Origin of the sequence: Paenibacillus sp. 11B (assembly GCF_030487755.1) — a bacterium.
GTDB lineage: Bacteria > Bacillota > Bacilli > Paenibacillales > Paenibacillaceae > Paenibacillus > Paenibacillus vandeheii.
This window is the reverse complement of the sequence record NZ_JAUKNS010000001.1, coordinates 821944-847395: the sequence shown is the minus strand read 5'-3', so window position 1 is coordinate 847395 and position 25452 is coordinate 821944. Positions and strand designations below refer to the sequence as shown.

Sequence of the window (25452 nt, the reverse complement as noted above, 5' to 3'; positions counted from 1 at the left end):
AGAACTCCTTTCAACAAATGAATAAACAGACCATAGTAATTGTATTGTAACGTATTGACGAAAGGTAGGAAAGTCCTATGATAAAACAGCAGCGCGTTATTGATCAGTTTATGGAACTGGTGCAGATTGATAGTGAGACAACCCATGAACAGAATATATCCAAAGTGTTAAAAGAACAATTTACCCAGCTTGGCCTCAGCGTATATGAGGACGACACGATGGAGAAAACCGGACATGGCGCGGGTAATCTCGTGATTACCTGGGAAGCCGAGGGTGCGGAAGAAGCAGCGCCCATCTTTTTCACCTGTCATATGGATACCGTAACTCCTGGACAGGGAATTAAACCTGAGCTGGGTGAAGACGGCTGGATTCGCAGTGATGGCACGACCATTCTGGGTGCAGATGACAAGGCGGGAATTGCCGCTTTATTTGAAGCGATTCGAGCCATTCAAGAGAACAACATCCCTCACGGGAAAATTCAATTCGTAATTACTGTCGGTGAAGAATCGGGTCTGGTTGGTGCACGTGCAATGAATCCGAAGGATATTGAAGCCGAGTTCGGTTATGCCCTGGATTCCAACGGAGCTGTGGGTACAATTTGTGTGGCTGCTCCAGCCAGAGCGGAAATTCAAATGAACATCTATGGGAAATCCGCTCATGCGGGCGTGAATCCGGAAGACGGCATCAGTGCCATTCAAGTGGCCGCCAAAGCAATTGCGGCGATGAAGCTGGGACGGATTGATGATGAGACTACGGCGAACATTGGCAAATTCCAGGGCGGTTCAGCACTGAACGTTGTCTGTGATTTTGTGCAGATCGAGGCTGAGGCACGCAGTATTGTGCAGGAGAAGGTAGAACTGCAAGTAGCTCAGATGCGTGAAGCTCTGGAAACGACATGCCGCAAATATGGTGCAACCGCTGAATTCCGAAGTGAGATTCTGTATCCTGCATTTGGCTTCCATGATGAACACGAGGTTGTTCAGCTTGCACAGCGTGCTATTCGAAGCCTGGGGCTGGAGACCAGCACGTTTGCATCCGGAGGCGGCAGTGATGCCAACATCTTCAATGGGTTCAATATACCTACGGTCAACCTGGCTGTAGGCTATGAAGATATCCATACGACGAAAGAACGCATCCGCGCCGAGGATATTGTGAAGCTGGCCCAAGTGGTTGTGGCTATTATTCAGGAAACGGCTGCAAGTAATAAGTAATTCAAGGAGACGGGGCTTAAACTCCCCGTCCTTCAACCAAAAAGTCCGAATCCGGTACAAACCGAGTTCGGACTTTTTGGCAAAACCATGTTATATTTCATGGGTACGACAGACCCTGAACAGAATCATTTGCGTCCAGCGAGCATATCGATTAATTTGGCTTCGGGACCCCACTCACGAACCCATTGTTTGAGGATGAGCTGGACTTGTCTGGCTTGTCCGACCACGTGTACGGATTGCGGTGTTAAATAACTGTTCATTGGTTGTCCCCCTGATTCGTTATATTGGCTTGAAATGGCTATAAGCTCACCATATGCCAAAAAACAGAGGTTTATACGTATAAAGAGAACCAAAATTTGAAGAAGTGGAGTTGAAGATCAGATGAACTCAACCAATCCTAAGCACCTGGCCAATCCAAAACTTGATGAAGAGACGATATCCACAGAGCCCATTTTCAAGGGTAAAGTCATTTCGCTACAGGTTGACACCGTGAAGCTGCCCAACGGCCAAACCGCTACCCGTGAGATTATCCGTCATCCTGGAGCAGTCGCAGTGCTCGCCCTGAATGGCGATCGCATGTTGGTGGTAGATCAGTATCGTCAAGCCATGGGACGTACCGAAGTGGAAATTCCGGCAGGCAAGCTGGACCCGGGAGAAGAACCTGAAGTGGCAGCAGCACGCGAATTGCGTGAAGAGACTGGTTATGTAGCCAAATCACTGCGGCACCTGCGTTCATTTTATACGTCACCCGGATTTGCGGATGAGATCATCCATTTGTACATCGCCGAAGAGCTGGAAGCAGGAGACATGGCTTTGGACGAAGATGAATTTCTCGAAGTGTCCGAGATTACGATTGAAGAGGCATACGAGTTGATGGATCAGAATCGGATTAGTGATGCCAAAACGATGATGGCTGTGTATGCCTGGGATCTTTACAGAACGACAGGACGGTTTTAACGATGAATGAGCAACGGGCAGCGTCTGCGGGTTGGGATCCCTGTTATGCAGACCTCCACATTCACATTGGCCGAACCTCACGTGGTGAAGCTGTCAAAATCAGCGGCAGCCGGGATCTGACATTTGAGAACATTGCCAGGGAAGCCTCGGATCGCAAAGGAATTCATTTACTCGGTGTCATTGATTGCCACTCTCCGGTTGTGCAAATGGACATCGAACAGCTGCTGGAGAATGGCACGATGTCCGAACTTGAGGGAGGGGGCATTGCTTATCAGGATACAACCATCCTGCTGGGTACGGAATTGGAGCTGCGTGAACCGGGGATGCGGGAGTTTCATATGCTGGCCTACTTCCGTGATCTGAAAACGATGAAGTCCTTCACGGACTGGATGAAACGTTATATGAAAAATGTGAACCTGAGCTCTCAGCGGGTGTATGTCCCTGCGCTTGAGATGCAAGCCGAGATTAAAGCGCGGGGTGGTCTTGTTGTGCCAGCGCATGCTTTTACTCCGCATAAAGGCATATATGGCAGCACAGCCCCTCGTATGGCTGATGTGCTGGACCCAAGCCTGATCGATGCCGTCGAGCTTGGACTCAGCTCCGATTCATCCATGGCCAGCTACATTCGGGAGCTGGATCAAGTTCCTTTTCTGACCAACTCGGATGCTCATTCTCTGGGCAAGATTGGACGAGAGTATAACGAGTTGCAACTCGCAAAGCCTTCCTTTGACGAATTCAACATGGCACTCAAGGGACAGGAAGGCAGAAACATTACGGCCAACTATGGCTTGGATCCGAGACTTGGCAAATATCATCGTACCTATTGTGCAGCCTGTGGAAGCATTATGGATGAGCAAGCGATGTCGGCTGAACGCTGTCCACACTGTGGCAGTGTGAAGCTAGTGCAGGGTGTACTTGATCGCATATTGGCCATCGCTGATCGGGAGAGTCCGCATGTTCCAGCAAACCGGCCTGCTTATCACTATCAGGTGCCGTTGGAATTCATTCCAGGTTTGGGGAAAGCCAAGCTGCGCCAGCTGCTGGACCGCTTTGGTACGGAAATGAACGTATTGCATCGTACAAGTGAGGTTGAACTTGCAGAGGTCGTTGGACCTGTTCTCGCAGGCCTCATCGTGGCGGCACGGAATGGTCAACTGGAATTGTCATCCGGAGGCGGAGGCACGTACGGAAAGGTGTCTAACAAGGAAAGATCAGAGTAGAGAAATTTGTAGTAGGCTCATAAAGTGATTTAGCAAATGGGGTGTTGAAACGACATTGGTCTTGAAGAAGGAAGATGAATCTTGGACAAGAGTCATACGTGTGCATTCCGGTTCATAAGAATGACTATGAGGATTACATTCGAAATCCTTGCAGCATGATAACCGGAAAGGGGACTCGCACCTGTATGCGCTCTGCCTACTTCACATTCAAAGGCCAAACCTCGTTATATGTATTCGTGGCTGTTTTGTTTCTGGTGGGTGTCATTTTTGGCGCCCTGATGGTCAACGCCCTGTCCCTTGAACAACGCCAGGATCTTGAAGGATATCTGGGCAATTTTTTTATGACGGTACAGCATAGCGGACAAGTCGTTGAAACCGGGACCTATTGGGACATTGCCATGCTTCATCTAAAATGGGTAGGTCTGATCTTCATTCTGGGTTTATCGGTCATCGGCCTGCCGGGCATACTGGTTTTGGACTTTCTGAAAGGTGTGCTTATTGGATTTACAGTGGGTTACCTTGTCGGACAGTATTCCTGGAAAGGGTTATTGTTTGCTCTGGTTTCCGTTGCACCTCATAATTTATTTGTGATTCCGGTACTGCTGATTTGCAGTGTGTCGGCCATGACCTTTTCCTTATATATTATTCGGAACCGTGTTCTGATGCAGCGGACGCCAGGCCGTCAGAAACCTTTTGCTTCTTACATGGTGTTGACTCTCGTTATGGCAGCGCTGCTGTTAGGGGTTGCGTCATTTGAAACATGGGTCACACCTGCGATGATGCGTTGGGTCACGCCGATGTTACTACCTGCTTAGCTTGCGCTGTGAACGTGTAAAATGTTGACTTTAATTATGTACTCCCCCTATAATGAAAGAAGTGGGTTAAGTTGCAGTGTGCAGTGATTTCCTAGGGGGAGGGAGAAAATGGAAGCACGGATCGATAAAATTAAGCAGCAACTACAGTCCCAAGGATATAAATTAACGCCCCAGCGGGAAGCCACCGTAAGAGTACTTCTTGAGAATGAAGAAGATCATCTGAGCGCAGAAGACGTATTCATGCTCGTGAAAGAAAAGGCTCCCGAAATCGGTCTGGCAACCGTGTACCGTACCCTCGAACTGCTGAGTGAGCTGCATGTTGTAGAGAAAATCAACTTCGGCGACGGTGTAGCGCGTTATGATCTACGCGGAGATACATCCAAGCATCACCATCATCACTTAATCTGTGTTCAATGCGGAAGTATGGATGAAATACGTGAAGACTGGCTTGGACCGCTTGAAGAGCGACTGGAGCGGGAGTTTAACTTTTCGGTAGTAGATCACCGACTGGATTTCCATGGGATTTGTTACCGTTGCAAAGCTAAAAATGACCAGAAGCCCAAAGATGAAGAATAACATAGCATATCTTCAAGCTCTCACCGGCGGTTTTGACGGGAGAGCTTTTTTGGTCCAGCGTGTGATGTAAGGTTTACCCTGAATGTCATATTCCTGTGTTTGCGGACATACCCTGATTCTAGACGAATCAGTTCGAACCAGGAGGGGGTACAACCCATGATTATATCGCTGCGGAGAGGGCTCCGTTTTATTCGATTTATCGTATTTTTTGCTGCATTAGTTTATCTGTTCTATCATGTCTTGGATTTGTTCAACGGCTGGATCTCACCTGTGGACCAATATCAGATGCCAACAGGAAATGCGGTTAAAGTATTTCAGGAAACGGTTTGGCCTAGTAACGGGGAAGGACGTCCTACGATGGCAGAGCGTCTCCGTTTATTCTATTGGTACGGAGAGTAGCTGGACAGCCAGGGATGCAAATACGGAAGCAGGTTGCCCGTGTGGCAGTCCTGTCAGATGAGGAGCGTTGTGCATGAAGCAGACGATACACGCCTATGCCTTATACTTGGAAGAGGATAAAGGGATGTCGAGCAGCACGCTGGAATCGTATCTTCGGGACGTGGACAAGTTCATCGAATTTGCGGATAAAGAATACGGTATCCGGGAAGCGGAGCAGGTGCGACGGACGCATGTGATCCTGTTTATAGGTCAGCTGAAACAGGCAGGTCGTGCGAATGCTACCATTGCTCGCAGTGTCGTATCCCTGCGCTCCTATTTTCATTTTTTGATGCGGCGTGGTGAGATATTACAGGACCCCACGTTTGATGTGGAGGCTCCAAAAGCAGACAAGACACCACCACAGGTGTTAACCATCCAAGAGATCGAATTGCTGCTCGCATCCCCCGATACTCGTTCACCGCAGGGGGTTCGTGACCGGGCCATGCTGGAACTATTGTATGCAACAGGCATTCGCGTCTCCGAACTGATTGCGCTGGACGTTCGGGATGTACAGCCAGGTATGCGCTTTATCCGCTGTGGAGGTGCCGGCAAAGAACGAATTTTGCCCATAGGTGCGCCCGCCGCTCAATGGGCGAGTGTTTATGTGAATGAGTATCGCAACCTGTTAATCAAAAATGAGGCGGACGAGCAGGCTCTCTTTGTCAACGTGTCAGGCAGAAGATTAACCCGTCAGGGCTTCTGGAAGCTGCTCAAAAAAGCAGCGGTGGATGCGGGAATCTCAGGCGAAATTACGCCGCATACGCTGCGTCACTCCTTTGCTGCTCATCTGATTGCCAGTGGGGCAGATACACGTGCGGTGCAGGACATGCTCGGTCATGTGGAGCAGCCTGGGCAGCAGTATGGACATCATGGTCGCAAAACGATGAAAGAGATATATGAATCTCATCATCCGCGGGCAAAATAGTTTTTATATGGTTACAAATCTGCAAAAAAAAGCGGAACAATAGTCCAATTTAGGATAAAATAAATTGAACACACGTAAACGCCGTTATACATAAGCAAATGCATCAATTCAGTGTGTATGTTTCGATTGTTGCATTTGCGGATACAGACGGAACGTTTCAACTCAAGGGGGAACATCTTATGACAGCATTAAACCAACAGATGATTTTGGAAGCGGCATCTTACATCCAAAACAAAAGTTCCATTAAGCCGGAAGTCGGTTTGATTTTAGGTTCAGGACTTGGCATTTTGGCAGAACTGATTGAAGATGGCGTCAGCATCGCCTATCAGGATATTCCGCATTTTCCGGTGTCCACAGTCGAGGGACATGAAGGCGAATTACTGGTTGGAACCATTAAAGGCCGTCCGGTCGTCATGATGAAAGGTCGTTTCCACATGTACGAAGGATATGGCCCTGAACTGACAGCCTTCCCGGTACGTGTTATGAAAGAACTGGGTGTGACTTCCTTGCTCGTAACGAACGCAGCAGGTGGTGTGAATACCTCATATGAAGCCGGTGACCTGATGCTGATCTCGGATCATCTGAATCTCACAGGCAAGAATCCGTTAATCGGACCGAATGACTCCGCGCTTGGAGTGCGTTTCCCGGACCTGTCCGAAGCCTATAGCCGCCGTTTACGCGCGCTGGCGAAGGACACGGCCGCTTCACAAGGTTTTGATGTACGTGAAGGTGTATACGCAGGTATGCTCGGTCCGAACTACGAGACACCAGCTGAGATCGTGATGCTGCGTACACTGGGTGCAGATGCTGTGGGGATGTCGACGGTTTCCGAAGTCATCGTGGCACGCCACGCCGGCCTGGAAGTGCTCGGTATCTCCTGCATCAGCAACATGGCTGCCGGCATTCTGGACCAGCCGTTATCGCATGATGAGGTTATGGAGACGACAGAGCGTGTTCGTGAATCTTTCTTGGCCCTTGTTCTGGCTGTTATTCCACAAATGTAAGTTGTAATATAGAGAAGCAATCTTCCCTCGTGAGAATCATTGGGGCAGATTGCTTTTTTTATTTCTTTGCTGTAACAAGCTGCTCATCAACGAAGTGAGTGAAGGCGCTTTTTTTTGTGTTTCACACCGATTACATAAAAAGTTCGGGAAATCATTCTTTACATGGAATAATTTAGTCCAAACGGGCCGACAATGATTAGCAGTACATGCATGGAACATGCAGTAAGCAAGTCATTTGAGGAGGTAACCCTAGTGAAGAAACGAATAATGGCATTGTTCATGACCCTTTGTATTCTGCTGCCCCTGGTGGCATCAACAGCGCTGGCTGAAGAAAAACCGAAAGCTGCGGGAGGAGCAGATCTGGCCCCGTCGGCACGCTCCGCCATTTTGATGGATGCGGATACGGGCACGGTTATTTTTGAAAAAAACAGTCATGATCAGCTGCCTCCGGCGAGCATTACGAAGATTATGACCATGCTGCTCACCATTGAAGCGGTCGACTCGGGCAAGCTAAAGATGACGGATAAAGTGAGAACGAGTGAATATGCGGCATCCATGGGTGGATCACAGATTTTTCTGGAGCCTGGAGAAGAGATGACGGTCGATGATATGTTAAAAGGCATTGCCATGGCGTCCGGTAATGATGCCTCTGTAGCGATGGCCGAAAAAATTGCCGGCTCAGAGGAAGCCTTTGTGCAGCAAATGAATGAGCGCGCGAAGGAGCTCGGCATGAAGGATACTCATTTTTCTAACTGTAACGGCTTACCGGTAGAGAACCACTATTCTTCCGCCCATGACATTGCGGTCATGAGTCGTGAACTGCTGAAGCATCCTGGGATCACGAAATATACAGGAGCATACCAGGACTACCTTCGTAAAGATAGCGAGAAGCCATTTTGGCTGGTAAATACCAACAAGTTAGTTCGTTTCTACTCCGGTGCCGACGGATTGAAGACAGGATATACATCCGAAGCCAAGTTCTGTCTTTCGGCTACAGCGATGAAGGACGGGCTGCGTACCATCGCGGTTGTACTTGGAGAACCCAATACCAAAACACGGAACAGTGAAGTGTCCTCGATGTTTGACTATGCTTTTGGGCAATACACGATGAAAGCTCTGTACAAATCAGGGGACCTGCTGGGCAGCCTGAAAATTGAAAAAGGTGAAGTGTCCGAATTGCCGCTGAATGCAACGCAAAATTATAGTGTGCTGATGCGCAAAGGTGCGAAATCGGATGAGATCCGTCATGAATTGCTGATGGCAAAAGAATTAAAAGCTCCGGTTAAAGCAGGTCAGAGTGTAGGTAAGCTTGTCGTCTACCAGGGCAACGAGGTAATTAAGGAATTCGACATTCAGGCTCCTCAGGATGTGAACAAGGCTGGCTGGTGGAAGCTGTTTAAACGCACAACCTCCAAGTTGTTCGATTAAGTGGCGATTGATGCAGGGTACGTACATCCTTTGAACATATTTTGTAGTTAAATAGGGGTTTTCTTCTAGTTTTGTCGGGGGGCAGGAAAAGCCTTCGGAAACGTAGAAATCTTTGTTCAAGACAGGGAGGAGAGTGAGCAAACGTGAACTTGCATGTGGAAATGGAACATCACCGCGGGATTCTGATTGTGCGATTATCCGGGGAGCTGGATCACCATACAGCTGACATGATACGGATGCAGATGGATGAAGCTATTCAGCGCAGACAATGCGAGCATCTGGTACTCAGCCTGAAAGATCTGCAATTTATGGACAGTTCGGGTCTGGGTGTCATTTTGGGAAGATACAAGCTCATTAAGAATAAAGGCGGCAAGATGGTTGTCTGTGATGTTAATCCGCCGGTGTATCGTTTGCTGGAAATGTCGGGATTGTTCAAGATTATGCCGATTTACGAAAATGAGGGAACTGCTCTCTCAGGTCTGGAGGTCGTCTCATGAATGAAGGAACGGGGGCAAATTTCATGAATCTGCAATTCGCGGCCAAGTCGGAGAACGAATCGTTCGCCCGGGTGACGGTTGCTGCCTTCATCTCCCAGCTTGATCCTACGATGGACGAGCTCAGTGATCTGAAGACGGTCATCTCGGAAGCCGTAACGAACAGCATCATCCACGGTTACAATAACAATCCGGAAGGTGTCGTGTCCATTCAAGCCGAGATTCGCGATGACATGATTACCATTATTGTGGAAGACCGAGGTGAAGGCATCGAAGATCTTGAACTGGCCAAACAGCCGCTCTATACGTCCAAACCCGAACTTGAGCGCTCGGGCATGGGTTTCACCATTATGGAAAACTTCATGGATGAATTCGAAGTCAGCAGTGAGCCCGGCAGAGGCACCTCCATCAAGATGAAGAAGAGGATCGAATCCAAGAAAGCATTGTATAATTAGGGGTTGGTGTTCTTATGGATGCTGAAGTGAAACAGTCTTCACAGACCTATTTGGACGATGCCGAGGTCAAACGGCTGATTGCGCTCAGTCAGTCGGGTGACAATGTCGCGCGGGATACGCTGGTGAACTGCAACATCAGACTCGTCTGGTCCGTCGTACAACGTTTTATGAACAGGGGATATGAGCCGGAAGATCTATTCCAGATTGGTTGTATCGGGCTGCTCAAATCGGTGGATAAATTCGATCTCAGTTATGATGTGAAATTTTCCACCTATGCTGTCCCGATGATTATCGGAGAAATTCAGCGTTTCCTGCGGGATGACGGTACGCTTAAAGTCAGTCGTTCACTCAAGGAAATGGCGAATAAAGTCCGTAAAAAAAGGGACGAACTGTCCAAACACCTCGATCGTCTGCCAACGATTAAGGAAGTAGCCGCAGAACTGGGGGTAACTCCGGAGGAAGTGGTATTTGCCCAGGAAGCCAACAAACCGCCGACATCCATTCATGAGACAGTGTTTGAGAATGACGGCGATCCGATTACATTGATGGACCAGATTGCCGACGAGTCTCAGGAACGATGGTTTGACAAACTGGCGCTAAACGAAGCGATTGGCGGTCTCAGTGAACGGGAACGGCTGATTGTATACCTCCGGTATTATCGGGATCAGACCCAGTCCGAGGTCGCCAGCAGGCTGGGCATATCCCAGGTGCAGGTGTCACGGCTGGAGAAAAAAATACTTCAATCCATCCGCGACCAGATCGCACAGTGATTTTGGATTGCAGACAACAATATTGGTGTTAAACCAGCAATATACGACAACTAACAACCTTCTATCGCACATTTATACGCGAAGAAGGTTATTTGTCGTTGACCTGGATGGGTTTGGGTTTGGAGCGATTTGACTGCAACAGTACGATCAATCCAATGATACATGCAGTCCCCAGCCATTGAAATAAACCAAAAGGTTCATGCAACCAGATCACTGTCGTGCCAACGGCAGCAAGAGGTTCAGCGCTTCCCATTAGACTTGTTTCTTTCGCTGTTAGGCTTTTTAAACTTTCGATATAGAACCAGAATGCAATCATCGTTCCAAAAATAATGGTAAATGCCAAGTATCCGTAGGTTTCCATACGCAAGCTGACAAAGTTCATTTTCCACGGTGGGTGGATGAGACTCAGTGCAGTCCCTCCGATAATCATTGCCCAGCCTACCACAACCAGTGAATCAAACTTTTCAATCAGTTTCACAGCATAGAGGGTATAGAAGGCAGCAGCAACTCCGGATAAAAGTCCCCACAATACTGCGGGTAACGCCACAGACAATTGGGAGAGAGAACCATTGGTCAGCAGAAGAAAGCACCCGCTTAGTGCCAGAATCGCCGCCGTAACATCCTTTCTGGTCAGAGCAGCCTGTCTTCGCCAGATCATATAGATCATGATCATGACAGGTGACAAATATTGAAGGAGTGTGGCTACTGCGGAGTTACCATGTTGAATGGACGCCATGTACGTATACTGAACAGCCAGCATCCCGAATAAACCGAAAATGATTAGCTGCAAGGCTGTTTTTCTGCTTTTCCACATATCAAAAATTTGCGAGCGCCGTGGTGTTAAGGATTGCACACCGAGAAGCAGTATGCCGGCAATCAGCAGTCGTACCGTTACAAACCAGTTGACTTCGATTCCGTATTGTTGAAACAGCTTTTGAGAAACTGTTCCGCCAATGCCCCAGCATATCGCTCCTGTAAGAACGAAGAAGATGCCTGTTTTTCTAGATCTTTGAATAGGTATTTTCATGGATACTGCCCTCACCTTAATATAAGAATAGTGATATCTTAAGATGAAATAGGCTATAATAATATCAATATCGCACAGATAAATATAAATATATTGAGATGAGAGAATATGCTTAAGACAGAATTCAGGATTGATCAAAACGGGAGGGAGCTGACGGAGCATCGTACGGTTACACTGCCTGTGGCGTGTTATAAAACCACAATTGTACGCAATGTTCACGGTCATATCCCTTTGCACTGGCATGATGAATTGCAGTTTATATTGGTTATTCAGGGAGAAGCTCTTTTCCATGTGAATGATCAAAAGATCGTTGTGCCGCAAGGTGACGGGGTGTTTATCAACAGTGGTTCCATGCATATGGCAGAAGACAACCGTAAGAACGATAATTGTATTTATCTCTGTTTGAACCTGTCTCCCTATTTTGTCGTCCCTTCTGAGTTATATGTGCAGTATGTTCATCCTTACATCTCAGCCACGAATTTACCTTATCTTCTGATCAAAGGGGAACTACCTTGGGGAGCTCAAATCCTAGACGCCATCCGTGATATTAAAAAGAATCTGGATGAGCAGCCTCCATTGTACGAAATAAATGTAGCTTCACACCTCTTGACGATGTGGAAACATCTGATTACGAGTGGCTATGCGCTGGAATATGATCCATCAGAAATCATCAAAAGCAGGCGAATGAAGGACATGGTCGAATGGGTTCACATGCACTTTGCTGATTCCATCAAATTGGAGGATATAGCAAGGGCGGGTCAGTTAAGCCGTTCGGAGACATGCCGTTATTTCAAGCAAATGTTGAAGACGACACCCATGCAATATGTTATCGATTATCGCATCCGAAAGAGCGTGGAGCTGTTACAAATCCCAGACTATAGCATTACTCAGATTGCTTATGAAGTCGGTTTTAATAGCACGAGTTATTTTATCAACCAATTTCGCAAAAGCATGCAAATCACCCCGTTAAAGTTCAGAAGGGAATTGGAGTTGAGGAATAAGGAGGGGATTAGACATTGAACAAAAAAAGCCCGATCCCCAAGTTTCTTACCAGTCTATCCATAAGATTTTCTCTTCTCAATAAGTCGCTATATTAGCGGCTTTTTTTAATCTGAAAAAAGGATTCTAACAAAAAAATATAGCCTTAATTCCCAGGTTATAAAATCTCCTACTACCACTCCCCAGCATATTTATTGCAGACCTTTGGAAAAAGGGGAACCCGTGCAGCGGAGGGATGGAATCGGACAAAGGAGCGAAGCCCCGAGGTGGTTTCTAATACACTAGCAACGTAAGCAGCAGAATAAACCTGAAGAAGCGAAGCGTTCGCCTTTGTCTCCGAATTTATACACTAGTAGAAATCAATCAAGAAAATTTGGAGACAACAGCGATCGGAAGGTTGGTCTGCTGCTGGAGTGCCCGCGTGTTTTTCCTCATACCTCACCCCTGAAAGTTTATTGCAGACCTTTGGAAAAAAAGGGACCCGTGCAGCGGAGGGATGGAATGGGACAAAGGAGCGAAGCGTTCGCCTTTAGCACCGGATTTCCTCCTTGGTAAAGGAGATTCAAGAAATCCGGGGATAACAGCGACCGTGGCCGATCCATCCCGAAGCGCCCGCAGGGCCCACACAACCTTTTTCCAACAGAATGTAATAAATTTGCACATTCTTCAAATACTAACCTAAATTACGCAGTAAAGGAGTGTTTCGGATGTCACTGACACCCACTCCAACGGTCTATGTTCGTTTGCGCAGCCGTATTCGCATCCAGAGGGGCCGAAGCGTCAAGCTTGGAGATGTCGCTCACTTGCTCACCTCTCCCGAAGAACAGGAAAGAAGGCTGCTTGAGCTCGAATTGCTGCGCCCCGGACCGGAGGACGGCAATCTAATCCTCATTGATATATTGCAGATCATTCCTCAGATCCGTCGGGTCTTGCCAGATGTCACCGTTGAATTAATAGGATCGGGGCACACACTTGTTGAGGTGGTTGTGGGAAGTGGCAAGCCTTCCAAATCTTTGTTTATCTTGGTGTGGCTGCTGCTTTTCTTTGGATCAGCATTGACTATTATGAATTTTCATGCGGACGTCAACATGCAGGAAGTTCAGATTCGAATTGTAGAGATGATTACAGGCCGCCGGGATGAGCATCCGTATCTGTTTCAGGTGGCGTATTCCATCGGGATCGGGTTTGGTATGGCCGTGTTCTTCAATCATTTATTCAAGAAAAAGTGGAATGAAGAACCTACCCCTTTGGAAGTAGAAATGTTCCTATATCAGCAAAATGTAGACAAGTATGTAGTGATTGAAGAAACCGAACGTATGCATGAAGAGGAACGCAGGGAGATGAATGCGGATGAGCGTTCTTAACGGAGCAATCAGCATTGTGCTGGGAATTGCGGGGGGAATCGCCGTAGGAAGTGGTGTAATTGCGCTGATTCTCGTGCTCGATATGATCCCCAGATTGGCGCAGCTTACGCGTACTTACGATAAAACCCATTGGTATGAAGGGGCCTTGATCGGAGGTTCGCTGCTCGGTACCGTTGCGGATTTTTGGCACTGGAAAGTACATGGCGTACTGCTGCTCAGCCCGATCATCGGACTATTTTGCGGTGTGTTCATTGGTCTGCTTGCTGCGGCACTCACGGAAGTGCTTAATGTACTTCCTGTACTGGCGAAACGACTGGGCATGAAATCTTATTTGTTTGGATTGCTGCTTGCCATGATTTTGGGGAAGATGACAGGCTCCCTGTTTGACTTTTTTGTATACCAGCGTTAGAACGTTAGGCCAAAGGAGGATGGGAAATGGACGTACGATCGGGCAAAGACGGACAGGACTCCAACGAAGTAGCATCCGAAGAGAAGATGCCTAAATCTAATTATCAGATTCAGGAGGAAGAAGAAAAGAAGGCTCACGAAAAGAAGAAGCAAAATGAAATGTCTGACAGTATTGAGGAATCGGTGAAATATTGGCAGGAAAACGACGATATCTCCCCTCGCATGAGTGATAACAAATACACGCTTCAGCAAGTGTTGGGACTTGGAGAGTCCTTTGATGTGAATATGAGGGAAATGGTCTTGGGCGGCAAACGCGTTGGATTGTTGCTGCTGACTGGATTTGCGAAAGATGAGATTTTGCTCGAGGTATTAAAAAGGTTAACCTATCTTACACCGGAGCAAGTGTCCGGACATGCGTTAAAGTCGTATTTCGAATGTTACATTCCTCATATTCAAGTTGAGCGAGTGGAGAAAATGAGTGCCGTCATCAACAAGGTCCTCACAGGCATGAGTGCCATGTTTGTTGAAGGGGATCGTTCCGTCATCATTATGGATACGCGCAGCTATCCAGTACGTTCACCAGAGGAACCTTCGCTGGAGAGAGTGGTGCGTGGTTCAAGAGACGGGTTCACGGAGACACTTCTGACCAACGTGGCGTTAGTGCGTCGAAGAATACGGGACCCTGGATTAAAATTTGAAATTATGCAGGTTGGGCGGAGATCTCAAACGGATGTCTGTGTTGTATATATTGACGATATCGTGGACAAGGTTCAAGTGGATTCCGTTCGTGAAAAGATCAAACGTGTGAATATCGACGGCATCCCCGCTGCCGATAAGCAGCTTGAAGAGGCGATTATTAACAAGGGATGGCACCCGTATCCGTTGGTTCGCTATTCGGAACGACCGGATGTGACGGCTTCCCATCTGATGGACGGACGGGTTGTTATTTTTGTAGATACATCACCCAGTGTGATGATTCTGCCGACGACTTTTTTTGACTTATGCGAGCATGCGGAAGAGAACAGACAGACAGCGTTTATGGGAACATATCTGCGCTGGGTACGATTTGGAGGTATTCTGATTTCGCTTTTCCTGCTGCCGTTATGGTTGTTAATGGTTATTGACCCTGCCATCAAACCAACAGGAATGGAGTTCATCGGTCCTCACGAGAATGCAAAATTGCCGCTGATTTTGCAGTTCCTGCTTATTGAATTCGGGGTGGATTTATTACGGATGGCAGCAGTACATACCCCTACGCCACTCGCTTCGGCCATGGGTTTGATTGCGGCCATTTTGGTCGGGGATATCGCTGTGAAAACGGGTTATTTTGTGAATGAAGTTGTACTGTATATGGCTATCGCCGCGATCGGCATGTTTGCAACCCCCAGTTATGAGCTTGGTTTGGCAAACCGGTTGGTCAGGTTGTTCTTGTTGGTGGCTGTGGCGATGTTCAAGGTTCCTGGATTCGTTGCCGGGACGACGTTTATAATCGTAGCTCTCACCTTGCATCGCTCGTACAACTCTTCGTATCTCTGGCCGTTCATACCGTTTAATGCAAAGGCTTTGGGTAACTTTTTGTTCCGTTTACCGCTGTTGGAGAATAAAAAACGTCCTTCAATCAATAAAACGCGTGACAATACCAAAATGGACAATGATCCAGACGGGAAACTGGAAAAAAGTAAAAAACACAAATGATCAGCCGAAAAATCCATTCTTCTCATTTTCTAATTTGATATACTGGTGTAAAATCATTGGAATAACAGCTGTTCCAGTATATAAAAAAGTGAGGAATGCAGAATATGTATTTACATGGTACAAGTAAAATAAATGCACAGGGGCATCTGGAAATTGGCGGAGTCGATGCAACTGACCTGAAAGAACAATTTGGAACTCCTCTGTATGTTGTGGACGAGCAATTGGTTCGCGAGCGCTGCAGAGAGTACATGGAAGCATTCCGAGCTTCAGGCCTGGGCTTCCAGGTGGCTTATGCAAGTAAAGCATTCTGCGTAATGGCTATGTGTGCTCTTGCTGCGGAAGAAGGACTTTCCCTGGATGTTGTATCCGATGGGGAATTGTTTACGGCATTGCAAGCTGGCTTCCCGGCTGAGCGCATTCACTTCCACGGTAACAACAAAACGCTGGAAGAGATCGAAATGGCGCTTGATGCAGAGATTGGCTGCTTCGTTGTGGATAACTTCAATGAACTGCACTTGCTGCAAGCTGTAGCCGCAGACAAAAATCGCAAGGTGAACATCTTGCTGCGTGTGACGCCTGGTGTTGAAGCGCATACGCATGAATATATCTCGACAGGACAAACGGATTCCAAATTTGGATTCGATATCGGAAACGGAACGGCATTTGAAGCTATTGAATTGGCTTCCAAGCAGTCTAATCTGGTATTGCTCGGAGTGCATTCACACATCGGATCTCAAATTTTTGAGGTTGAAGGCTTCCAAATGGCTGTTCAGCGCGTTGCTGAGTTTGCAGCAGATGTGTATGAGCGTCTTAACGTTGCTTTCAAAGTGGTTAACCTGGGCGGTGGCTTCGGTATCCGTTATATCGATGGAGATACGCCACTTGAAGTTTCACAGTACGTAAAAGCCATCACGGATGCAGTGAAAAATCATTTTGCCCAAATCGGCTATGCTGTGCCTGAGATCTGGGTTGAACCAGGCCGCAGTATCGTGGGTGAAGCTGGAACAACGCTTTACACCGTTGGAACGAGCAAAGATATTCCGGGGGTTCGTAAATACGTGGCAGTGGATGGTGGGATGACCGATAATCCACGTCCAGCACTGTATGAGTCCAAATATGAAGCTGTATTGGCTAACCGTGCAAATGAAGCTGCCCAGGAGACCGTATCTGTTGCAGGTAAATGCTGTGAGAGCGGCGATATGTTGATCTGGGATCTGGACCTGCCTAAAGTGCAAAGCGGAGATTTGCTCGCAGTAGCTTGCACAGGCGCGTACAACTATTCCATGGCCAGCAACTATAACCGGATCCGTCGTCCGGCAGTGGTGTTTGTCAAAGATGGTCAAGGGGATGTTGTCGTACGCCGTGAGACGTATCAGGACATCATTCAGAATGATCTGGTACCTGAGCGCATTGCCAAACAGCCAGTTATCCGTTAATTGAAGTGTAAATAGTGGAGCATTATATGAAGAAGACAAAAAAGGACAATCCTTTTTTGTCTTCTTTTGCAATCTTTAGGCCAGGATTTCGAAAAAATCTTGCTGATTATTTTGCGATCAATCGAATTTCGGTGTACACTAAGAAAAGTGCTATAAAGCTTGGCCCAGGGTCATGCGTTCTGGCACCATTAACGATGGTCAATACGAAAGGAGTCATTTACATATGGCGAAACAAGCGAAAATCAAAATGGCAAACGGCGGAGAAGTTGTAATCGATCTGTTCGATCAAGAAGCTCCAAACACAGTGGCAAACTTTGAGAAACTGGCTAACTCCGGTTTCTACAACGGTCTTGTATTCCACCGTGTTATTCCGGGCTTTGTAGCTCAAGGCGGCTGCCCTAACGGTAGCGGTGCAGGCGGTCCAGGTTACACAATCAACTGTGAAATCAACCCGAACAAACATGAGCGCGGAACATTGGCTATGGCACATGCAGGCCGTAACACAGGCGGAAGCCAGTTCTACATCTGCTACCAACCGCAACCACATTTGGATGGACAACATACTGTATTTGGTAAAGTAACCAAGGGTATGGAGTTCGTAGACGCTTTCGAAGGTCGCGACAAAATGGAAACTGTTGAAGTTGTAGAAGCTTAATCCATAAGACCGTACACAAACCGTTTCGCAATTAGCGAAGCGGTTTTTATTTACACTTAAGCTTATTAAAAGTTAGTATGTGACAAAAAGGAACAAAAAACAATTGATTTTTTGGCGTTAAAGTGCTAACATCCAATTAATAACGCAACGAATCCTTCAGGGCAGGGTGTAATTCCCTACCGGCGGTGATGCAGTATGTGAGGATATCTATCCAGCATTGATGCAAAGTCCGTGACCCGTCTGCCTGTGGCAGATGGCTGATCTGGTGTAATTCCAGAACCGACAGTATAGTCTGGATGGGAGAAGGAGAGGGTGCTGTCCTAATGGGCCGCATTCCGCAGTAGTGTTGCTGTACAGTTTGTGACGAATTCATTCCTGTGCAGGGAGAAATCCGGTTAATTCCGGCAATCTTCATACATATGCCACATCATAGAAGCTCTTTACCTGTAATTGAAGTTCATTAAGGTATGTGTCTGCTTTCACTTGCCTGAAATGAAGCTTTGGGCGAAGTGTTGTTGGCCTGTATCCATACTACTGCTGGTGACACATGTCTCTCATCATCCCCATCGAACGGTTTGTTCGACGGGGATTTTTTATTGGATATGGAACATGCCTCTCTGTTGGAAGGGAGGTCTATAACTGAGATTTTAACCGTGGGGTGAACGGACTTGGAAATGATTAATGATGAATTTTATATGGCGTTGGCACTGGATATGGCAGAACGGGCACAAGGACAGACCGGAATCAATCCGGTAGTAGGTTGTGTCGTTGTAAAAGAAGGACGTATCGTGGGCCTCGGAAGTCATCTCAAACGGGGGACGGGCCATGCAGAGGTTCATGCATTGAACATGGCGGGCAATGATGCAGAAGGCAGTACAGTGTACGTTACACTTGAACCTTGTAGTCATTATGGCAAGACTCCACCATGCAGCGAACGCCTTATTCATGAAAAAGTGAAACGTGTCGTCGTATGCTGCGAAGATCCGAATCCGCAAGTATCCGGCAGAGGCATCAGCATGCTGCGTCAACAAGGGATTGAAGTCGAAGTTGGTGTACTGCGTGAGCGCGGCAGACGCATGAATGAGAAATTCATTAAATACATTACAACAGGTCTCCCCTTTGTGACTTTAAAAACGGCCTCTACACTGGATGGCAAAATTGCAACTCGTAGTGGGGACAGCAAATGGATCTCCAACGAGTCGGCTCGGGAAATCGTGCATGCCCTTCGTCATCGACATCAGGGCATTATGGTTGGTGTTGAAACCGTGATTGCAGACAATCCGGAGCTCACGACAAGATTACAAGTGGAAGGCATCAGCCCGGTGCGAATCGTAGTAGATTCCAAGCTGCGTCTACCTGTAGGCTCCAAAATCGTCAAGGATGGACTTGTACCGACATGGGTGCTTACAACGGATGAGGCGAGTCCTGAAGCGGCTGAGCGGTTGGAAGCCTACGGTGTGGAGATTATCCGCTGTGGTCCTGGACCACGTGTAGATCTACTAAATGCACTCAGCAAGCTCGGTGAGCGTGAGATCGGATCGATTCTGCTTGAAGGCGGGGGCACACTGAATGGGGCCATGCTGGAAGCGCGATTGGTAGATCGACTGCTTATGTTCATTGCTCCGAAAATTGTCGGAGGATACGATACGCCAGGCAGTTTCCGCTTCGAGGGAGTTGAGCGCATGAGCCAGGCGATTCAATTACATCAGCTGGAAATTGAGCAAGTTGGAGATAATATTAGCATTGGCGGAATTCCGGTTTGGCCTGAATAAATGAGCTTGTTATAACGAAATAAATAAAGGAGGTGGCAGCATGTTTACCGGTTTGGTGGAAGAAGTCGGTCAGATCCGGCGTATTGGTCGGAAAGGCGAAGCGATGGTCCTGAATATCGGAGCTTCCGCCATCATGAACGACTTGAAGATTGGCGATAGCGTAGCTGTAAACGGGGTATGCTTAACTGCGACAACTCTGGAGGGTGATGGTTTTACTGCCGATGTGATGCCTGAAACTTATCGACACACCAATCTCAGTCAATTGCAATCCGGCAGCAAAGTCAATTTGGAGCGAGCCATGCTCTCAGGTGGTCGTTTTGGCGGGCATATTGTTCAGGGCCATGTCGATGGTACCGGAGTCATTGGCAGCATTACTCGTGACCAGAATGCGATTGTTTTCGAGATTAAACCTGATGATACGCAGTTGTTTAAATATTTAATACCCAAGGGGTCTGTAACCCTGGATGGAATCAGTCTAACGGTTGTGCAAACTTCACAGACTGCATTCACAGTATCCATTATTCCACATACGATTGGTGAGACTGTATTAAATGTCAAAAAGACAGGAGATACCATCAATATCGAGTGTGATATTCTGGGTAAATATGTGGATCATCTGCTCCACTATGGTAAGGGACATCAGGAGAACGGTGCAGGTAAGCCGCGAAGTATCAGTGAGGATTTTCTCGCTAATCACGGATTTGCTTAATTCATCCGTTAAATACAAATATATTGAAATGGAAACTGGAGGGGGACCTATGTCAGAGCAGTCCATTCTGAATTCTATAGAGGAAGCTATCTACGATCTCATGCGGGGAAAACCCGTCATCGTGGTGGATGATGAAGATCGGGAGAATGAAGGCGACTTTATCGCTTTGGCCGAAAAGGCTACACCTGAAGTGATCAATTTCATGATTACCGAAGGCAGAGGTCTGGTATGTGTTCCCATTACGCAGCAACGTGCTGACGAACTCAACCTGAAACCCATGGTTCAGCAAAATACAGATTTTCATGGGACGGCGTTCACCGTCTCTGTAGATCATAAAGACACCACAACGGGCATCTCGGCACATGAACGCTCCATTACCGTGAAAGGTCTAATTGATCCCGAAGCGAAAAGTGGAGACTTCCGCAAGCCGGGCCACATGTTCCCACTTATCGCCAAAGATGGCGGTGTACTGCGGCGCGCCGGACATACGGAAGCGGCTGTAGATCTCGCCATTATGTGTGGTTCCTATCCGGCAGGTGTAATTTGTGAAGTGATCAAGGAAGATGGCACGATGGCCAGACTTCCGGATCTGCAGGAGATCGCTCGCAAGCATGATCTGAAGTTGATCAGCATTCAGGACATGATTCGTTATCGGAATGAAAAGGAACAGCTGGTTCAACGCGAAGTGGCTGTACGCATGCCAACGGACTTCGGTGAATTCCAGGCGGTTGCTTATACAAATGCGGTGGACAACAAAGAGCATATCGCTTTGGTTAAAGGCGAAATTGACGGTTCCAAGCCTGTTTTGGTCCGAGTACACTCCGAATGTCTCACAGGAGATGTGTTCCATTCTCATCGCTGCGACTGTGGTCCGCAATTCGATGCAGCATTAAAACAGATTCACGACGAAGGCAACGGCGTTCTGCTTTATATGAGACAGGAAGGCCGCGGTATTGGACTGATCAACAAGCTCAAAGCCTACAAGTTGCAAGAGGAAGGTCTGGACACGGTGGATGCCAACCTGAAGCTTGGATTTGCCGCCGATCTTCGTGATTATGGCATTGGAGCCCAAATTCTCAAGGATCTTGGCGTTCGTCAAATTCGGTTGTTAACCAACAATCCGCGCAAAATTAAAGGACTTGAAGGTTACGGGCTTGAAGTGGTGGAGCGAGTTTCGATTCAGATGGAAGAGAACGAGGATAATACGGTCTACTTGCACACGAAGCAGGCGAAGCTTGGTCATATGTTGAAGTTCGACGATATCGAGCAGAATGAAGAAAAAAACTGAGCAGCTTTTCTGATGGTAAAAAAGAGTTGAAATATTTTGCCCGAAGTTCAGCAGTGTACATCATAAAAAATAATTAGGGAGATGACTTGAATGCCACACTTTTTTGAAGGACATTTGGTATCGGAAGGATTAAAATATGGAGTGGTCGTAGGACGTTTTAACGAGTTCATTACTAGCAAATTGCTTAGCGGAGCGCTGGATGCGTTCAAACGTCACGGTGTTCAAGATGATGAAGTGGATGTAGCCTGGGTTCCGGGTGCCTTCGAAATCCCGTTGATTGCACAAAAAATGGCCGAAAGTGGCAAATACGATGCAGTCATTACGTTGGGAACGGTGATCCGCGGTTCAACGACACATTATGATTATGTGTGTAATGAGATGGCTAAGGGTGTAGCCGCAATTAACCTGAAAACAGGCGTGCCAACCATCTTCGGTTTGGTTACGACTGAGAATATCGAACAGGCCATCGAGCGTGCCGGAACAAAGGCAGGAAACAAAGGCTGGGATGCAGCTACTGCCGCTATTGAAATGGCGAACTTGACGAAACAGTTAAAATAGTGCTTATTTAATATAGTGCCCTGCTCTGCGCAGACGAAAACGGGAGACCGGATTCGGCGGCTTAGCGGGGGTTTTTATTTTTCTGGCGGGAGGATTCGTCTAGTGACGGTAGTTACATACAAACTGGAGACTTTTGAAGGGCCTTTGGATCTGCTGCTTCATCTGATCGATAAGGCAGAGATTCATATCCAGGATATTCCCATCAGCGATATTACCGATCAATATATGGCGTATCTGCATTCGATGCAGGAGCTGGAGCTGGATATTACGAGTGAATTTCTGGTAATGGCGGCGACACTTCTGTCGATCAAGAGCAAACTATTACTGCCCAAACCACCGGTAATCGAGGACTTTGAGGATTATGCATATATGGAAGATGAAGATTATGATCCACGTGCAGAACTGATTGCACGTCTGATTGAATATCGCAAATACAAGGGAATTGCGCGTCACTTGCACGAACGGGAGTGGGAACGCAGCCTTATTTTCTCCAAAGAGCCCGAGGATTTGCGACCGTATATGCCTGTAGAAGCACAATCGAATCCGGTCGAGGGTTTGCATACCTCGGATCTGATTGCAGCCTTCCAGAAGGCGCTGCGCAAAGCGGAGAAGCGTACAACCGTAACTCGCATCCAACGGGATGAGATTTCGGTTAAGGATCGCATTCGCGATGTCATCGGTGCGTTGGAAAGTATGGGACCGGGAGGCAGGCTGTTATTCTCCAAGCTGCTGGATAACCAAATTTATCGGCATGAGATTGTCGTGACCTTTTTGGCGGTGCTGGAGCTGATGAAGATGAAGCAGATTGTCTGTTATCAGGAGCGGATGTTTGAGGATATCGTTATGGAGTGGAGAGGGGAAACAAAGAATCATGGATTTTCCGAAATTGAAATCGATTATTGAAGGCCTGCTGTTTTTGTCCGGAGAAGAAGGTCTGAGTATCAAACAAATCGCCGAAATCGTGGATCAACGTACCGAACTGGTGTCGGATGCGATAGAGGAAATGATCGCTGAATTTGCCAATCAGGGACGTGGTGTACAAATTCTTAAAATTGCAGGGGTAGTCCAACTAGGTACGTTACCGGAACATGCGGCTTATTTTGAGAAATTGGCCTATTCTCCATCACGTACCTCTTTATCCCAGGCAGCTTTGGAGACACTCGCTATTGTGGCGTATCGTCAACCTATCACGCGGGTAGAGATTGAGGAAATCCGTGGTGTGAAATCCGAACGCGCCATCCATACGCTTGTGAACAAGGATCTCATTCAGGAAGTGGGACGAGCTGAAGCGATTGGACGCCCGATTCTATACGGCACTACCAAGTCTTTCCTGGATTACTTTGGTTTGGCTTCGCTCAAAGATCTGCCTGAGCCAGGATTGTTTGAAGATTCCGAAAATCTGGAGGAAGAAACTCAGCTGCTCTTTGAAAAATTGGATGTGCAGCATGTGGATCTGGACCTGGACAGTTCGAGTCTGGAAGACGATGCAAATACAATCGATATAACTAATCAAGATGATCCTATGGATTCATAACGTTGAAGCTGGATCGATCCAAAACCGGTACCCTGTCGGGGTGCCGGTTTTTTTGACGTGTTATCGGAATGGCTTGCAAGGTGATGTTTCAAAGAATAAATGGAATTTTCAGGTCGGACGTGAATTTTTTCCTATATAGAGTGTCATACTAGACGAGAAAAGAATTGAGGGCTTGGAGGTAAGGCCTGTGTGGATTTGGCTTGGAGGAATCGGCTTGTTGATCGCACTGCTTCTTGTCGCAGTCCTCATCTCGTATGTTCATGTGCATTTTACATTCAGGAAACATAATCATGATGATTATGCCAAGATTACGGTTCGTCTGCTATATGGCATTGTGCGTATTAACTATGAAATTCCCAGCATCGTCTTTCGTAATATGAAGGAAGGTTTTCTGGTGAAGACGGAGCAGCGAATGAGTCATTCGAGGGAAGCCCAGAGCCACGAGCGTGTTAACAAACGTAAAGTAAAAAAGTGGGCTAAGGATGTAAAAGTCATGCTCAGGGCAACGGAAGCATTGAAGCTCTGGATCAAGCAAACACTTTCTCGTGTACATATGACTGATTTGTCCTGGTCTACCCGCGTTGGCATCGGCGATGCAGCGTATACGGCTGTTCTCATAGGTTGGGTGTGGAGTATCAAGTCCATCATCATTGGATACCTCTCTTATCAAATCCATTTTGAACAAACGCCAAAGTTACAGGTTGTGCCTGTGTGGGAAGATGAAATGGAGTTCCAAACCCAGCTGGATTGGAAGCTGAAAATTCGGATTACAGCAGTCCTAATCGCAGGAATTACGTTGTTAACCCGGGTGCTCCAGGTTGAGGGAGGATGGCGTATGTGGTTAAAACTTTTAAAAGAGCAGCGGCGCAGACGCAAGCTAAAGCTCAAGAGACAACACAGCAAAGCGCACACATAAGTATGTGAATTAGCGGATATTTTCCACAGTTTGTTCCAACTGGCGGGTTTTATTTTAACGAGTCAGCAGTTTCAAGTTTAGAGGTTTTGTTAAATGGCTGGCTTACATAAGTCCCTTCAACTTTGGGGATGATATGTTTAGATCAAACCTAGCTTAAATTGAAACTGGAGGGAATTTAAATGTCAGATCATCCAATTCAAGGCTTAATGGAAACCGCAATGGAAAATATCAAGGCCATGGTGGATGTCAATACAATCGTGGGTGATGCGGTTGAAACACCTGACGGTACAGTAATCCTGCCAATTAGTAAAGTGGGATTCGGATTTGCTGCCGGTGGCAGTGATTTTCATGTGAATGAAGGAAGCAGCAAAGGGGGAAGCGGGGGAAGCAGTACGACTGAACATGCCAGCTCCGCTTCGGTGGCCTCACCATTTGGAGGCGGAAGCGGGGGCGGCGTATCCATTCGTCCTATCGCGTTCCTGGTGGTTGGCAAACAGGGCGTTCACATCGTTCCGCTTGACAATTCAACTCACCTGTTCGAGAAACTGATCGATTCCACCCCATATGTGATGGATAGAATTCAGGACATGTTCCGCAGTCGGAATACAGCACAAACTCCAGAGTCAGGCATTCCTGTCACACCTGATCCTTCTACGTACAGCTAATGATTCAGCGAAGATCCCTTCCGCAGCGCATATGCGAAAGGGATTTTTGCTGTTCACTTAGTGGAATGCTGAGGAGAATAAACAAAGGCAACAACATCTCATGAGACTTATCCCCTTGTTCCGCCTAACCTAA

28 protein-coding genes and 1 riboswitch are annotated in these 25452 nt (G+C 47.3%); of the genes, 26 read left to right on the top strand and 2 right to left on the bottom strand.

What is annotated here, in order from left to right:
* Positions 1-77 precede the first annotated feature (77 nt).
* Complete coding sequence (locus Q0V21_RS03775; RefSeq protein ID WP_301877673.1) at positions 78-1211, top strand: M20/M25/M40 family metallo-hydrolase; 1134 nt, start codon at positions 78-80, stop codon at positions 1209-1211.
* Between the two features lie 125 nt (positions 1212-1336).
* Here the strand turns inward: Q0V21_RS03775 and Q0V21_RS03770 are convergent, their stop codons facing one another.
* Positions 1337-1471, bottom strand: coding sequence for a Z-ring formation inhibitor MciZ (locus Q0V21_RS03770; RefSeq protein WP_143805505.1), 135 nt, complete (start codon positions 1469-1471; stop codon positions 1337-1339).
* 121 nt (positions 1472-1592) lie between these two features.
* Here Q0V21_RS03770 and Q0V21_RS03765 point away from each other — a divergent pair, with 121 nt between their 5' ends.
* From Q0V21_RS03765 to sigF, 11 genes are all read left to right on the top strand, one after another.
* Positions 1593-2168: an NUDIX domain-containing protein gene (locus Q0V21_RS03765; protein WP_024630964.1), complete on the top strand. Its 576-nt coding sequence runs from the start codon at positions 1593-1595 to the stop codon at positions 2166-2168.
* Between the two features lie 2 nt (positions 2169-2170).
* The gene (locus tag Q0V21_RS03760; RefSeq protein ID WP_301877672.1) at positions 2171-3388 is read left to right on the top strand and encodes an endonuclease Q family protein; all 1218 of its coding nucleotides are present in this window, start codon (positions 2171-2173) and stop codon (positions 3386-3388) included.
* A 185-nt stretch (positions 3389-3573) separates the two neighbouring features.
* Positions 3574-4203 (top strand): stage II sporulation protein M, encoded by a 630-nt coding sequence (gene spoIIM, locus Q0V21_RS03755; protein WP_053784440.1) that lies wholly within the window; start codon positions 3574-3576, stop codon positions 4201-4203.
* 108 nt (positions 4204-4311) lie between these two features.
* Complete coding sequence (fur, locus tag Q0V21_RS03750) at positions 4312-4779, top strand: ferric iron uptake transcriptional regulator (RefSeq protein ID WP_024630961.1); 468 nt, start codon at positions 4312-4314, stop codon at positions 4777-4779.
* Positions 4780-4935: 156 nt separating this feature from the next.
* Complete coding sequence (locus Q0V21_RS03745) at positions 4936-5178, top strand: DUF4227 family protein (protein WP_024630960.1); 243 nt, start codon at positions 4936-4938, stop codon at positions 5176-5178.
* A 73-nt stretch (positions 5179-5251) separates the two neighbouring features.
* Positions 5252-6142 (top strand): tyrosine recombinase, encoded by an 891-nt coding sequence (locus tag Q0V21_RS03740; protein WP_079349456.1) that lies wholly within the window; start codon positions 5252-5254, stop codon positions 6140-6142.
* Positions 6143-6321: 179 nt separating this feature from the next.
* Positions 6322-7146 (top strand): purine-nucleoside phosphorylase, encoded by an 825-nt coding sequence (locus Q0V21_RS03735; RefSeq protein ID WP_301877671.1) that lies wholly within the window; start codon positions 6322-6324, stop codon positions 7144-7146.
* A 279-nt stretch (positions 7147-7425) separates the two neighbouring features.
* The gene (locus tag Q0V21_RS03730) at positions 7426-8574 is read left to right on the top strand and encodes a D-alanyl-D-alanine carboxypeptidase family protein (RefSeq protein ID WP_443146374.1); all 1149 of its coding nucleotides are present in this window, start codon (positions 7426-7428) and stop codon (positions 8572-8574) included.
* A gap of 143 nt (positions 8575-8717) precedes the next feature.
* A complete protein-coding gene (spoIIAA, locus tag Q0V21_RS03725) occupies positions 8718-9071 on the top strand; it encodes an anti-sigma F factor antagonist (RefSeq protein ID WP_301877669.1) in 354 nt (117 codons plus the stop codon).
* Positions 9068-9523, top strand: coding sequence for an anti-sigma F factor (gene spoIIAB, locus Q0V21_RS03720; RefSeq protein WP_024630955.1), 456 nt, complete (start codon positions 9068-9070; stop codon positions 9521-9523). The genes spoIIAA and spoIIAB overlap by 4 nt, the downstream gene beginning before the upstream one ends.
* A gap of 14 nt (positions 9524-9537) precedes the next feature.
* Entirely contained in the window at positions 9538-10293 is a 756-nt protein-coding gene (sigF, locus tag Q0V21_RS03715; protein WP_079349454.1) for an RNA polymerase sporulation sigma factor SigF, read from the top strand.
* Between the two features lie 88 nt (positions 10294-10381).
* On the opposite strand, the gene Q0V21_RS03710 is transcribed toward sigF, so the two are convergent.
* On the bottom strand, positions 10382-11320 hold the full coding sequence (locus tag Q0V21_RS03710) for an EamA family transporter (protein ID WP_301877667.1): 939 nt from the start codon (positions 11318-11320) through the stop codon (positions 10382-10384).
* Between the two features lie 108 nt (positions 11321-11428).
* Here Q0V21_RS03710 and Q0V21_RS03705 point away from each other — a divergent pair, with 108 nt between their 5' ends.
* From Q0V21_RS03705 to ytfJ, 14 genes are all read left to right on the top strand, one after another.
* Positions 11429-12340 (top strand): AraC family transcriptional regulator, encoded by a 912-nt coding sequence (locus Q0V21_RS03705; protein WP_301877666.1) that lies wholly within the window; start codon positions 11429-11431, stop codon positions 12338-12340.
* A gap of 686 nt (positions 12341-13026) precedes the next feature.
* Entirely contained in the window at positions 13027-13683 is a 657-nt protein-coding gene (locus Q0V21_RS03700) for a stage V sporulation protein AA (RefSeq protein ID WP_079349451.1), read from the top strand.
* A complete protein-coding gene (locus Q0V21_RS03695) occupies positions 13670-14092 on the top strand; it encodes a stage V sporulation protein AB (protein WP_024630950.1) in 423 nt (140 codons plus the stop codon). Before Q0V21_RS03700 ends, Q0V21_RS03695 begins: the two co-directional genes overlap by 14 nt.
* Positions 14093-14178: 86 nt before the next feature.
* Positions 14179-15786 carry a spore germination protein gene (locus Q0V21_RS03690; protein ID WP_443146375.1) on the top strand — a complete coding sequence of 536 codons (1608 nt, stop codon included), beginning with the start codon at positions 14179-14181 and terminating at the stop codon, positions 15784-15786.
* 104 nt (positions 15787-15890) lie between these two features.
* Positions 15891-17222, top strand: coding sequence for a diaminopimelate decarboxylase (gene lysA / locus Q0V21_RS03685; RefSeq protein ID WP_079349449.1), 1332 nt, complete (start codon positions 15891-15893; stop codon positions 17220-17222).
* Between the two features lie 223 nt (positions 17223-17445).
* Complete coding sequence (locus Q0V21_RS03680) at positions 17446-17877, top strand: peptidylprolyl isomerase (protein WP_024630947.1); 432 nt, start codon at positions 17446-17448, stop codon at positions 17875-17877.
* A 148-nt stretch (positions 17878-18025) separates the two neighbouring features.
* Positions 18026-18189: riboswitch (FMN riboswitch) on the top strand.
* Positions 18190-18545: 356 nt separating this feature from the next.
* Positions 18546-19649 (top strand): bifunctional diaminohydroxyphosphoribosylaminopyrimidine deaminase/5-amino-6-(5-phosphoribosylamino)uracil reductase RibD, encoded by a 1104-nt coding sequence (gene ribD / locus Q0V21_RS03675; RefSeq protein WP_179132806.1) that lies wholly within the window; start codon positions 18546-18548, stop codon positions 19647-19649.
* Between the two features lie 40 nt (positions 19650-19689).
* Positions 19690-20358 carry a riboflavin synthase gene (ribE, locus tag Q0V21_RS03670; RefSeq protein ID WP_079349448.1) on the top strand — a complete coding sequence of 223 codons (669 nt, stop codon included), beginning with the start codon at positions 19690-19692 and terminating at the stop codon, positions 20356-20358.
* Between the two features lie 49 nt (positions 20359-20407).
* Positions 20408-21646, top strand: a complete 1239-nt coding sequence (locus tag Q0V21_RS03665; RefSeq protein ID WP_024630944.1) for a bifunctional 3,4-dihydroxy-2-butanone-4-phosphate synthase/GTP cyclohydrolase II — start codon at positions 20408-20410, stop codon at positions 21644-21646.
* A gap of 90 nt (positions 21647-21736) precedes the next feature.
* Positions 21737-22204: a 6,7-dimethyl-8-ribityllumazine synthase gene (ribH, locus tag Q0V21_RS03660; RefSeq protein ID WP_024630943.1), complete on the top strand. Its 468-nt coding sequence runs from the start codon at positions 21737-21739 to the stop codon at positions 22202-22204.
* Positions 22205-22306: 102 nt separating this feature from the next.
* Entirely contained in the window at positions 22307-23107 is an 801-nt protein-coding gene (locus Q0V21_RS03655) for a segregation and condensation protein A (protein ID WP_024630942.1), read from the top strand.
* Positions 23076-23738, top strand: coding sequence for an SMC-Scp complex subunit ScpB (gene scpB, locus Q0V21_RS03650; RefSeq protein WP_094936940.1), 663 nt, complete (start codon positions 23076-23078; stop codon positions 23736-23738). The genes Q0V21_RS03655 and scpB overlap by 32 nt, the downstream gene beginning before the upstream one ends.
* Positions 23739-23925: 187 nt before the next feature.
* A complete protein-coding gene (locus Q0V21_RS03645; RefSeq protein WP_301877661.1) occupies positions 23926-24654 on the top strand; it encodes a DUF2953 domain-containing protein in 729 nt (242 codons plus the stop codon).
* Positions 24655-24833: 179 nt separating this feature from the next.
* Positions 24834-25319, top strand: coding sequence for a GerW family sporulation protein (gene ytfJ, locus Q0V21_RS03640; protein WP_079349444.1), 486 nt, complete (start codon positions 24834-24836; stop codon positions 25317-25319).
* Positions 25320-25452: the final 133 nt, after the last annotated feature.